Source organism: Dietzia massiliensis (assembly GCF_018390595.1).
Lineage (GTDB): Bacteria > Actinomycetota > Actinomycetes > Mycobacteriales > Mycobacteriaceae > Dietzia > Dietzia massiliensis.
Genome location: NZ_JAHBAV010000073.1, coordinates 1 through 11,982, shown reverse-complemented (window position 1 = coordinate 11,982; position 11,982 = coordinate 1). Strand labels below are relative to the sequence as shown.

The window sequence follows — 11,982 nt, the reverse complement described above, 5'->3', positions numbered from 1 at the left end:
CAGCCAACGAACCGGTGTCCGGATCCAGCGACCCACCCGGCTCCGTCAGCTCAGCGAGGGAGCCGGACGGCAGAGTGCCCGGATCGGGAAGATCGGCCTCCTCCGAGCCCAACGCGAGACCAAGGTCGAGGGCCAGCTCGCCGGAGCCGAGGGCGGCGCCGAGATTCACGCCCAGCTCAGCGCTCCCCGTGCCCTGCGCGTTGGCAACACCCGGCATGGCGCCGAGGGCGAGACCGGAGGCCGCGATGACGGCCAGCATCCGCTTCGTGTTCTTCATAGGAATTGCCTTCCTTTGTCGTTGACAACCCGGCGACGGGCATTGACTCCCCCACGCCACCCGGTCCGGCATGTGGCTTTGGCCACCACCTTCGGATCGTGTCGTCACTCTATCGGAGTATTTCAAAGTCGCGTTACAGGGAACCCTTGGTTGGAACAGTTGAAGGGTCTACGTAACGCCAGAGGCAGCGGCACGGGTAGGCGCCCTCCGCGAGGTCGCACAACGGTTCTCGGCCGCCTACCTCGACATATGTTCTACCTGAGAAGTGAAATACAGCTTATTTACTCGCCGTGTAACTCACTTAGTGAATTTCCTCACTACTTCACCCCTGATTGCCGGATCGGGCACCCGGAACGGCCCCGCAAGCCCCACGACAGCGAAAGTTGAGGTTAACCTCGTATTACTGTCCCCGAGAACCAGGAGCGTCATGGCACCGAGCACGACCGGAGTCCTCTTCCCCACCGATTCCGCCGGAAACCGCTCCACGGGCCGACTGGCCAGAGAAGTTGTCGCCGACGCACTCGTCACCGTCGACCCGGCCGCAGCCGAACGCGTCCACCGCATCAAGGACTGGCGCAAGGGCTACATCGAACCCTTCACCGAGCTCGTGCGGGTCGGGGTCGACGACCCGGCGGCGTGGGACGGCGTCGCTCGAGCGGCGCTCGACTCACTGCAGTCCCGGATGGTCGGCGTGCACGAGGCGGACGGCCAACTGGTGGAGACCCCGATGACGGACTACCTCGCCGTCGTCACCCCCACCTCCACGCCCGGAACCGAGACGATCCAGGGCACGGCGACCCCCGTCCGCGAACTCTCCATCCCCTACCGCGGCGAGGAACTGACCGGCGACCTCCTCCGCGCCCGCCTCGATCGGTGGGTCGCGGCCGGCGTGATCGAACCCAGCTGCGCCGACGCGCTGAAACTCGTCCAGGACAACCCCGAGTGGCTCTCGCTCCCCGGCCGCGCGATGCTCGTCCTGGGCCTGGGCTCCGAGATGGGACCCGCCCGCCGACTCCTGCGGTGGGGCGCCGACGTCCTGGGCGTCGACCTCCAGTCGAGCCCCGCGTGGGACCGCTTCCGCGCCGAGGCCTCCACCTTCGCCGGCCGCCTGCACATCCCCACCGACGCCGACGGCCGCCCCGGCATCGACCTGCTCACCCAGCTCCCCGAGCTGGCCGCGTGGGCCCGGGCCGCCGCCCCCGCGCCGCTGACCGTGGGCAGCTACTTCTACGCGGATGGCGGGACCCACGTTCAGCTCTCGTCCGCGGCCGACGCCCTCGTCGTCGAGCTCCTCGGCGACAACACCGCCACCGCGCTGGCCTACCTCGCCACCCCGATGGACACGTTCGTCGTTCCCGCCGACGTCCGCGACGCCGCCTCGGCCGCGCTGGCGTCCCGGAAGATCACCGACGTCAAGCGGGTCGTCGGCGCGCTGACCCGCCACAAGCTGTTCTGCCGCAACTACCCCGCGGGTCAGGGGCCCGCCGTCCATGACGCGCTCGTCCCCCAGCAGGGCCCCAACTACACCCTCGCCAAGCGCGTCCAGCGCTGGCGCGCCACCACCGCGTTCGCCGACGGTCATACCGTCTCCGTCAACGTCGCGCCCGCCACGGACACCTACTCGGTCACCAAGAACAAGATCCTCGCCAGCACCTACAAGGGCGCCTACGCCTTCGGCATCGAGATCTTCCAGCCCGACACCTCCTCCGCCCTGCTCGCGGCGCTACTGGTCCACGAACTCCACGTGGGGCGCCCGCAGGTCGACGTGCAGTGGCAGCACGAGTCGTCCGGCGCCGCGTCCGGCGGATTGTGGCGTCAGCCCTACCTTCCGCGGACAGCCCTACCGGTGGCCGCGCTGATCGGTACCGTCAAGAGGTAGGAACACGCCGCACCGCGCGGCACCGCGCCAGACCGCACGAGACGCACCAGACCGACGCCGAGAGACCTAAGGACGCCGCAATGCCGAATCCCTTCGCCAAGGGCTGGAACTACCTCAAGGCCTCGCTGGACAAGACGGTCGACGACAACGCGGACCCCAAGGTGCTCGTCCACCAGGCCATGAACAACGCCCGCCAGCAGCACAAGTCGGTCTCCGACCAGGCCGCCGCGGTGATCGGCAACGCCAAGCAGCTCGAGATCGCCATGGGCACCAAGGCGCGCCAGCTCGACGAGGTGCAGGGCCAGATCCGTCAGACCCTGCAGGTCGCCGAGCAGGCGCGCGCCGAGGGCGACACCGCCCGGGCCCAGCAGTTCGACGCCCAGGCCGAGCAGCTCGCCGGCCGCCTCGTGGCGCTGGAGCAGGACCTGGAGAACACCCGCCAGCTCCACGGCCAGGCGGTGCAGGCCGCCGAGCAGGCGAAGCAGGCGGTCAAGGAGTCCGAGCACCGACTGCGCGAGACGCTCGCGCAGGAGGACCAGCTGCTGCTGCAGGCCACCCAGGCCGAGATGCAGCACCGCTCCACCGAGTCCATGGCCTCACTGCAGGGCGCCGGCGGCGGTAACTCCCCGACGTTCGACGAGATCCGCGCCAAGATCGAGGGCCGCTACACCACCGCGCTCGGCAAGCAGGAGCTCGCCGAGGCCACCGGCGCCCCGTCCACCGCCCAGCTCGACGCCGCCGCCTTCACCCGGGAGTCGGAGGGTAAGTCGAAGCTCGAGCAGATCCGCGCGTCTATGGGCCTGTCGTCCGGGTCCGATGCGGGCGCCGATCGTCAGCTGACGGACGGTGGCGAGCAGGCCGGCGCCTCGGGCCAGCAGGCCGGGCAGGCCAGCCAGGCCGAGCCGGCCGGCGCGCCCGAGCAGGCGGACCCCGAGGCCCCGCGCAATCCCGACGAGGCCACCGATCAACCGGGCCCCGAGGACCTCTCGGGGCCGACGTTGCCACGCGACACCAGGGAGTAACGCCCCCCGCGGGCCGGATCGGCGATCTATCGTTGATCGGTGCGGAGACTCCGCCGTTCCCACGCCCTTCCACTCCTGGTCCCGGCCCTCGCCGCCGCCCTCGTCGGAGGCGCGGTAGCGCCCGCCGCCGCGCAGTCGCTGCCGGCCGGATCGACGCCGGACATCGGCTCGGTGATGGGCTCGCTCGGAGGCAGTGTCGACCCCTCGAGCGCGGCCGCCGGCTCGGCGACCGTCGGCTCCACGGGTTCCACCGGCACGGACTCGCTGGTGGGGTCGGGCACCCTCCCCCCGCTGGGCACGGGCTCGCAGAACACGTCGGCCACCCCGCCTATCGGGATGGAGTCCGAGCCCGTCACCGTCTCCGAGGTGCGGCGGGTGGAGACCGGTGATCCGCTGGTCGCCGGCGGTGACCCGCGATTCGAGCGCTGGTGGGTCGCCTCCGAGTCGATGAACCGCGTGCTGCCGGTGGAAATCTGGCGCCCGGCCTCGGACGCGCCCGCTCCCATGCTCTACCTGCTCGACGGCGTGGACTCGCCTTCACCCAGCGGGTGGCTCCTGCCGGGCGGCGTCGACCGGATCTTCGCCGGCGAGCACGTCACGCTCGTCATGCCCACCCGCGCCGGCGGTTCCCTCCACGCCGACTGGCAGCGGGACGACCCGGTTCTCAGCCGCAACAAGTGGCAGACGTTCCTCACGGAGGAGCTGCCGCCGCTGCTCGAGGCCGGGGACATCCCCTTCAACGGCAAGCGCGGCATGGCCGGACTGTCGATGGGCGCGGCGAGCGCGGTGACCATCGCCGAGCGACGACCCGACCTGTACGAGGCCGTGGGCGCGATCGCCGGCTGCTACACCGCTCGCGACGACCTCGGGTTCATCCTCGCCAAGATCGTCGCCGAGACCCGCGGCGGCGACATCGCCAACATGTGGGGCCCGCGCACGGACCCCGACTACCTCGAGAACGACGGTCTGCTCAACGCCGACGAGCTCGCGGGCAAGGCGCTGTACTTCGCCACGGCCACCGGCATGCCCGACGCCACCGAGTGGGACCGCAACGGCCGCGACCTCCAGCGGTTCACGCAGGGTGCGGGCCTGGAGATGGCAACTCACGCCTGCACCGTGGAGATGGACCGGCGACTGGACGAGCTCGGCATCGACGCCCGCGTCGACTACCTACCGACGGGGTTGCACAACTGGGACAATTTCGGCCGTTTCGTGGCCCCGATGCGCGATACGCTGATGCCGGCGCTGCGCTGACCGCCGCGCGCGCCCTCCACCAGCGAGGAGTCGCCATGCCCACCACACCCACGGCCTCCGGATACCTTTCCCCGACGGGTGCGGTGGTGTTCCCGCGCCGCCTGCCGCTGTCCCGCGAGCAGGCGTGGGCGGCCGTCACCGACCCGACGCGCACGGCGCGGTGGATCGGCACGTGGTCAGGCGAGCCGGCGAGCGGCACCATCGAGATGACCATGTCGGCCGAAGAGGGCGCGCCGTCCGAGACCGTCGAGGTGCTGCGGTGCGAGGCGCCCGAGGTCCTCGTCCTGAGACTCGGTCCGGACGGGTGTGTGGTCACCGTGAGGATCGAGGGTGACGACGACGAGGTCATCGTCTCCCTGGAACAGGAGATCGCAGACGCCCGGTCCGCGTCCGACATCGGCCCGGGGTGGGATTTCTATATGGACCGGTTGGTCGAGGCAGAGGCGGGCCGGGATCCTGAGGCACTCAGCTTCAGCCCCGACTACCACCCCGGCCTGGCCGCGCACTACCGGGCGCTTCTCGGCGGCTAGCCTCGGTCCGCGTGTCTCCGTCGCCCTTCGCCGCGATCAGACGAGTTGGGACCCCATCGTGTCGTAGTGGGTTGCTAGTGTTCACTTGATCGAACACACGAGCGATAGTCGTCCGGTCGGGCGGCGATCACACCCACGCACGAAGGGGCGGTCACCGATGACGCGAGCACCACAGCCGCACCCAGACGGCTCCGCCGACTGTCCCGCCATCGCCGCGGCCGGCGCCGCCGCCGTGCAGGCCCTGTACGCCCGAGAACATCGCCGCCGCCGCCCGCCTGCGCGCCTGCTACCACCTTTACACCGTGTGCGAGGACGAGCAGGAACGGCGCGACCTGGCCGCCGGCTACGACCCCGAGATCGACCTGCGACCCGAGCACGCCGTCATCGACCCCTTCCACATCGCCTGCGCCGAGATCGTCGCCGCCTACGGCGTGCACAACAACCGCGCCCGCACCCTGCTCACCCGGGCCCGCACCCTGATCACCCGCTTCCCCACCCTGGTCGAGGCCATGGAAACCGGCCGCCTCGACGAGGACACCGCCACCCTGCTCGCCCGCCACATGCGCACCGTCGACTCCGCCCACCGCGGCCCCGTCCAACGCGAGATCATCGACTGGCTTATGGCCGCCATCGCCGCCGGCACCCGCCCCGGCCGCGACGCCATCCTGGCCACCCTCGACCGCATCATCACCGACCACGACCCCGCCGGCGTCCGCGCCCGCCGCGCCGCCGCCACCCGCGAACGCCACATCCGCCTGCGCCGCGGCACCGACGGCATGGCCGACCTGACAGCCCACCTCACCGCCACCGAAGCCTCCACCCTCTACGAGGTCCTGCACCGCGCCGCCACCGAACAGGCCACCCGCGACAAAAAGGCCCGCCTCCAGGCCGCCCGCACCGGCGGCGACACCGTCGACGCCGAGTACATCCGCAGCATCGACGAACTGCGCGCCGACGCCCTCGTCGCCGCCTTCCTCGACCCCACCGACCCAGACGACGCGGCCACCGCCCAGGACCCGAAGCGGGCCGCGGCCCGCTTCGGGTCCTGGGCGGTGGCCGCGTCGTCTGGGTCGGTGGGGTCGAGGAAGGCGGCGACGAGGGCGTCGGCGCGCAGTTCGTCGATGCTGCGGATGTACTCGGCGTCGACGGTGTCGCCGCCGGTGCGGGCGGCCTGGAGGCGGGCCTTTTTGTCGCGGGTGGCCTGTTCGGTGGCGGCGCGGTGCAGGACCTCGTAGAGGGTGGAGGCTTCGGTGGCGGTGAGGTGGGCTGTCAGGTCGGCCATGCCGTCGGTGCCGCGGCGCAGGCGGATGTGGCGTTCGCGGGTGGCGGCGGCGCGGCGGGCGCGGACGCCGGCGGGGTCGTGGTCGGTGATGATGCGGTCGAGGGTGGCCAGGATGGCGTCGCGGCCGGGGCGGGTGCCGGCGGCGATGGCGGCCATAAGCCAGTCGATGATCTCGCGTTGGACGGGGCCGCGGTGGGCGGAGTCGACGGTGCGCATGTGGCGGGCGAGCAGGGTGGCGGTGTCCTCGTCGAGGCGGCCGGTTTCCATGGCCTCGACCAGGGTGGGGAAGCGGGTGATCAGGGTGCGGGCCCGGGTGAGCAGGGTGCGGGCGCGGTTGTTGTGCACGCCGTAGGCGGCGACGATCTCGGCGCAGGCGATGTGGAAGGGGTCGATGACGGCGTGCTCGGGTCGCAGGTCGATCTCGGGGTCGTAGCCGGCGGCCAGGTCGCGCCGTTCCTGCTCGTCCTCGCACACGGTGTAAAGGTGGTAGCAGGCGCGCAGGCGGGCGGCGGCGGCGATGTTCTCGGGCGTACAGGGCCTGCACGGCGGCGGCGCCGGCCGCGGCGATGGCGGGACAGTCGGCGGAGCCGTCTGGGTGCGGCTGTGGTGCTCGCGTCATCGGTGACCGCCCCTTCGTGCGTGGGTGTGATCGCCGCCCGACCGGACGACTATCGCTCGTGTGTTCGATCAAGTGAACACTAGCAACCCACTACGACACGATGGGGTCCCAACTCGTCTGATCGCGGCGAAGGGCGACGGAGACACGCGGACCGAGGCTAGCCGCCGAGAAGCGCCCGGTAGTGCGCGGCCAGGCCGGGGTGGTAGTCGGGGCTGAAGCTGAGTGCCTCAGGATCCCGGCCCGCCTCTGCCTCGACCAACCGGTCCATATAGAAATCCCACCCCGGGCCGATGTCGGACGCGGACCGGGCGTCTGCGATCTCCTGTTCCAGGGAGACGATGACCTCGTCGTCGTCACCCTCGATCCTCACGGTGACCACACACCCGTCCGGACCGAGTCTCAGGACGAGGACCTCGGGCGCCTCGCACCGCAGCACCTCGACGGTCTCGGACGGCGCGCCCTCTTCGGCCGACATGGTCATCTCGATGGTGCCGCTCGCCGGCTCGCCTGACCACGTGCCGATCCACCGCGCCGTGCGCGTCGGGTCGGTGACGGCCGCCCACGCCTGCTCGCGGGACAGCGGCAGGCGGCGCGGGAACACCACCGCACCCGTCGGGGAAAGGTATCCGGAGGCCGTGGGTGTGGTGGGCATGGCGACTCCTCGCTGGTGGAGGGCGCGCGCGGCGGTCAGCGCAGCGCCGGCATCAGCGTATCGCGCATCGGGGCCACGAAACGGCCGAAATTGTCCCAGTTGTGCAACCCCGTCGGTAGGTAGTCGACGCGGGCGTCGATGCCGAGCTCGTCCAGTCGCCGGTCCATCTCCACGGTGCAGGCGTGAGTTGCCATCTCCAGGCCCGCACCCTGCGTGAACCGCTGGAGGTCGCGGCCGTTGCGGTCCCACTCGGTGGCGTCGGGCATGCCGGTGGCCGTGGCGAAGTACAGCGCCTTGCCCGCGAGCTCGTCGGCGTTGAGCAGACCGTCGTTCTCGAGGTAGTCGGGGTCCGTGCGCGGGCCCCACATGTTGGCGATGTCGCCGCCGCGGGTCTCGGCGACGATCTTGGCGAGGATGAACCCGAGGTCGTCGCGAGCGGTGTAGCAGCCGGCGATCGCGCCCACGGCCTCGTACAGGTCGGGTCGTCGCTCGGCGATGGTCACCGCGCTCGCCGCGCCCATCGACAGTCCGGCCATGCCGCGCTTGCCGTTGAAGGGGATGTCCCCGGCCTCGAGCAGCGGCGGCAGCTCCTCCGTGAGGAACGTCTGCCACTTGTTGCGGCTGAGAACCGGGTCGTCCCGCTGCCAGTCGGCGTGGAGGGAACCGCCGGCGCGGGTGGGCATGACGAGCGTGACGTGCTCGCCGGCGAAGATCCGGTCGACGCCGCCCGGCAGGAGCCACCCGCTGGGTGAAGGCGAGTCCACGCCGTCGAGCAGGTAGAGCATGGGAGCGGGCGCGTCCGAGGCCGGGCGCCAGATTTCCACCGGCAGCACGCGGTTCATCGACTCGGAGGCGACCCACCAGCGCTCGAATCGCGGGTCACCGCCGGCGACCAGCGGATCACCGGTCTCCACCCGCCGCACCTCGGAGACGGTGACGGGCTCGGACTCCATCCCGATAGGCGGGGTGGCCGACGTGTTCTGCGAGCCCGTGCCCAGCGGGGGGAGGGTGCCCGACCCCACCAGCGAGTCCGTGCCGGTGGAACCCGTGGAGCCGACGGTCGCCGAGCCGGCGGCCGCGCTCGAGGGGTCGACACTGCCTCCGAGCGAGCCCATCACCGAGCCGATGTCCGGCGTCGATCCGGCCGGCAGCGACTGCGCGGCGGCGGGCGCTACCGCGCCTCCGACGAGGGCGGCGGCGAGGGCCGGGACCAGGAGTGGAAGGGCGTGGGAACGGCGGAGTCTCCGCACCGATCAACGATAGATCGCCGATCCGGCCCGCGGGGGGCGTTACTCCCTGGTGTCGCGTGGCAACGTCGGCCCCGAGAGGTCCTCGGGGCCCGGTTGATCGGTGGCCTCGTCGGGATTGCGCGGGGCCTCGGGGTCCGCCTGCTCGGGCGCGCCGGCCGGCTCGGCCTGGCTGGCCTGCCCGGCCTGCTGGCCCGAGGCGCCGGCCTGCTCGCCACCGTCCGTCAGCTGACGATCGGCGCCCGCATCGGACCCGGACGACAGGCCCATAGACGCGCGGATCTGCTCGAGCTTCGACTTACCCTCCGACTCCCGGGTGAAGGCGGCGGCGTCGAGCTGGGCGGTGGACGGGGCGCCGGTGGCCTCGGCGAGCTCCTGCTTGCCGAGCGCGGTGGTGTAGCGGCCCTCGATCTTGGCGCGGATCTCGTCGAACGTCGGGGAGTTACCGCCGCCGGCGCCCTGCAGTGAGGCCATGGACTCGGTGGAGCGGTGCTGCATCTCGGCCTGGGTGGCCTGCAGCAGCAGCTGGTCCTCCTGCGCGAGCGTCTCGCGCAGTCGGTGCTCGGACTCCTTGACCGCCTGCTTCGCCTGCTCGGCGGCCTGCACCGCCTGGCCGTGGAGCTGGCGGGTGTTCTCCAGGTCCTGCTCCAGCGCCACGAGGCGGCCGGCGAGCTGCTCGGCCTGGGCGTCGAACTGCTGGGCCCGGGCGGTGTCGCCCTCGGCGCGCGCCTGCTCGGCGACCTGCAGGGTCTGACGGATCTGGCCCTGCACCTCGTCGAGCTGGCGCGCCTTGGTGCCCATGGCGATCTCGAGCTGCTTGGCGTTGCCGATCACCGCGGCGGCCTGGTCGGAGACCGACTTGTGCTGCTGGCGGGCGTTGTTCATGGCCTGGTGGACGAGCACCTTGGGGTCCGCGTTGTCGTCGACCGTCTTGTCCAGCGAGGCCTTGAGGTAGTTCCAGCCCTTGGCGAAGGGATTCGGCATTGCGGCGTCCTTAGGTCTCTCGGCGTCGGTCTGGTGCGTCTCGTGCGGTCTGGCGCGGTGCCGCGCGGTGCGGCGTGTTCCTACCTCTTGACGGTACCGATCAGCGCGGCCACCGGTAGGGCTGTCCGCGGAAGGTAGGGCTGACGCCACAATCCGCCGGACGCGGCGCCGGACGACTCGTGCTGCCACTGCACGTCGACCTGCGGGCGCCCCACGTGGAGTTCGTGGACCAGTAGCGCCGCGAGCAGGGCGGAGGAGGTGTCGGGCTGGAAGATCTCGATGCCGAAGGCGTAGGCGCCCTTGTAGGTGCTGGCGAGGATCTTGTTCTTGGTGACCGAGTAGGTGTCCGTGGCGGGCGCGACGTTGACGGAGACGGTATGACCGTCGGCGAACGCGGTGGTGGCGCGCCAGCGCTGGACGCGCTTGGCGAGGGTGTAGTTGGGGCCCTGCTGGGGGACGAGCGCGTCATGGACGGCGGGCCCCTGACCCGCGGGGTAGTTGCGGCAGAACAGCTTGTGGCGGGTCAGCGCGCCGACGACCCGCTTGACGTCGGTGATCTTCCGGGACGCCAGCGCGGCCGAGGCGGCGTCGCGGACGTCGGCGGGAACGACGAACGTGTCCATCGGGGTGGCGAGGTAGGCCAGCGCGGTGGCGGTGTTGTCGCCGAGGAGCTCGACGACGAGGGCGTCGGCCGCGGACGAGAGCTGAACGTGGGTCCCGCCATCCGCGTAGAAGTAGCTGCCCACGGTCAGCGGCGCGGGGGCGGCGGCCCGGGCCCACGCGGCCAGCTCGGGGAGCTGGGTGAGCAGGTCGATGCCGGGGCGGCCGTCGGCGTCGGTGGGGATGTGCAGGCGGCCGGCGAAGGTGGAGGCCTCGGCGCGGAAGCGGTCCCACGCGGGGCTCGACTGGAGGTCGACGCCCAGGACGTCGGCGCCCCACCGCAGGAGTCGGCGGGCGGGTCCCATCTCGGAGCCCAGGCCCAGGACGAGCATCGCGCGGCCGGGGAGCGAGAGCCACTCGGGGTTGTCCTGGACGAGTTTCAGCGCGTCGGCGCAGCTGGGTTCGATCACGCCGGCCGCGACCCACCGATCGAGGCGGGCGCGGAGGAGGTCGCCGGTCAGTTCCTCGCCGCGGTAGGGGATGGAGAGTTCGCGGACGGGGGTCGCCGTGCCCTGGATCGTCTCGGTTCCGGGCGTGGAGGTGGGGGTGACGACGGCGAGGTAGTCCGTCATCGGGGTCTCCACCAGTTGGCCGTCCGCCTCGTGCACGCCGACCATCCGGGACTGCAGTGAGTCGAGCGCCGCTCGAGCGACGCCGTCCCACGCCGCCGGGTCGTCGACCCCGACCCGCACGAGCTCGGTGAAGGGTTCGATGTAGCCCTTGCGCCAGTCCTTGATGCGGTGGACGCGTTCGGCTGCGGCCGGGTCGACGGTGACGAGTGCGTCGGCGACAACTTCTCTGGCCAGTCGGCCCGTGGAGCGGTTTCCGGCGGAATCGGTGGGGAAGAGGACTCCGGTCGTGCTCGGTGCCATGACGCTCCTGGTTCTCGGGGACAGTAATACGAGGTTAACCTCAACTTTCGCTGTCGTGGGGCTTGCGGGGCCGTTCCGGGTGCCCGATCCGGCAATCAGGGGTGAAGTAGTGAGGAAATTCACTAAGTGAGTTACACGGCGAGTAAATAAGCTGTATTTCACTTCTCAGGTAGAACATATGTCGAGGTAGGCGGCCGAGAACCGTTGTGCGACCTCGCGGAGGGCGCCTACCCGTGCCGCTGCCTCTGGCGTTACGTAGACCCTTCAACTGTTCCAACCAAGGGTTCCCTGTAACGCGACTTTGAAATACTCCGATAGAGTGACGACACGATCCGAAGGTGGTGGCCAAAGCCACATGCCGGACCGGGTGGCGTGGGGGAGTCAATGCCCGTCGCCGGGTTGTCAACGACAAAGGAAGGCAATTCCTATGAAGAACACGAAGCGGATGCTGGCCGTCATCGCGGCCTCCGGTCTCGCCCTCGGCGCCATGCCGGGTGTTGCCAACGCGCAGGGCACGGGGAGCGCTGAGCTGGGCGTGAATCTCGGCGCCGCCCTCGGCTCCGGCGAGCTGGCCCTCGACCTTGGTCTCGCGTTGGGCTCGGAGGAGGCCGATCTTCCCGATCCGGGCACTCTGCCGTCCGGCTCCCTCGCTGAGCTGACGGAGCCGGGTGGGTCGCTGGATCCGGACACCGGTTCGTTGGCTG

11 protein-coding genes and 1 pseudogene are annotated in these 11,982 nt (G+C 70.9%); 6 read left to right on the top strand and 6 right to left on the bottom strand.

Going from position 1 to position 11,982, the window contains the following annotated elements; translation table 11 throughout:
• Positions 1-277: hypothetical protein (locus KHA85_RS14895; RefSeq protein ID WP_213186404.1), on the bottom strand; the 277-nt coding region annotated here is incomplete at its 3' end.
• Between the two features lie 427 nt (positions 278-704).
• On the opposite strand from KHA85_RS14895, the gene KHA85_RS14900 reads away from it, so the two are divergent.
• The 5 genes and pseudogenes from KHA85_RS14900 to KHA85_RS18650 all read left to right on the top strand — a co-directional run.
• Entirely contained in the window at positions 705-2,156 is a 1,452-nt protein-coding gene (locus tag KHA85_RS14900; RefSeq protein ID WP_213186405.1) for a hypothetical protein, read from the top strand.
• 80 nt (positions 2,157-2,236) lie between these two features.
• Positions 2,237-3,178, top strand: a complete 942-nt coding sequence (locus KHA85_RS14905) for a PspA/IM30 family protein (RefSeq protein ID WP_213186406.1) — start codon at positions 2,237-2,239, stop codon at positions 3,176-3,178.
• A gap of 39 nt (positions 3,179-3,217) precedes the next feature.
• Positions 3,218-4,432, top strand: a complete 1,215-nt coding sequence (locus KHA85_RS14910) for an alpha/beta hydrolase (RefSeq protein ID WP_213186407.1) — start codon at positions 3,218-3,220, stop codon at positions 4,430-4,432.
• 35 nt (positions 4,433-4,467) lie between these two features.
• Positions 4,468-4,962, top strand: a complete 495-nt coding sequence (locus KHA85_RS14915) for an SRPBCC domain-containing protein (RefSeq protein ID WP_213186408.1) — start codon at positions 4,468-4,470, stop codon at positions 4,960-4,962.
• Positions 4,963-5,264: 302 nt separating this feature from the next.
• Positions 5,265-5,876 (top strand): annotated as a pseudogene (locus tag KHA85_RS18650) (DUF222 domain-containing protein); the annotation flags it as partial.
• Here the strand turns inward: KHA85_RS18650 and KHA85_RS18510 are convergent.
• From KHA85_RS18510 to KHA85_RS14945, 5 genes are all read right to left on the bottom strand, one after another.
• Entirely contained in the window at positions 5,786-6,718 is a 933-nt protein-coding gene (locus KHA85_RS18510; protein ID WP_213186409.1) for a DUF222 domain-containing protein, read from the bottom strand. The pseudogene KHA85_RS18650 and the gene KHA85_RS18510 sit on opposite strands and share 91 nt — an antisense overlap.
• Positions 6,719-7,020: 302 nt before the next feature.
• Entirely contained in the window at positions 7,021-7,515 is a 495-nt protein-coding gene (locus KHA85_RS14930; protein ID WP_213186408.1) for an SRPBCC domain-containing protein, read from the bottom strand.
• Positions 7,516-7,550: 35 nt separating this feature from the next.
• On the bottom strand, positions 7,551-8,765 hold the full coding sequence (locus tag KHA85_RS14935; protein ID WP_213186407.1) for an alpha/beta hydrolase: 1,215 nt from the start codon (positions 8,763-8,765) through the stop codon (positions 7,551-7,553).
• A 39-nt stretch (positions 8,766-8,804) separates the two neighbouring features.
• On the bottom strand, positions 8,805-9,746 hold the full coding sequence (locus KHA85_RS14940; RefSeq protein ID WP_213186406.1) for a PspA/IM30 family protein: 942 nt from the start codon (positions 9,744-9,746) through the stop codon (positions 8,805-8,807).
• Positions 9,747-9,826: 80 nt separating this feature from the next.
• The gene (locus KHA85_RS14945; protein WP_213186405.1) at positions 9,827-11,278 is read right to left on the bottom strand and encodes a hypothetical protein; all 1,452 of its coding nucleotides are present in this window, start codon (positions 11,276-11,278) and stop codon (positions 9,827-9,829) included.
• Between the two features lie 427 nt (positions 11,279-11,705).
• Between KHA85_RS14945 and KHA85_RS14950 the strand changes: the two genes are divergently transcribed.
• Positions 11,706-11,982 (top strand): hypothetical protein (locus tag KHA85_RS14950; RefSeq protein ID WP_213186404.1); only part of this gene is annotated, 277 nt, incomplete at its 3' end.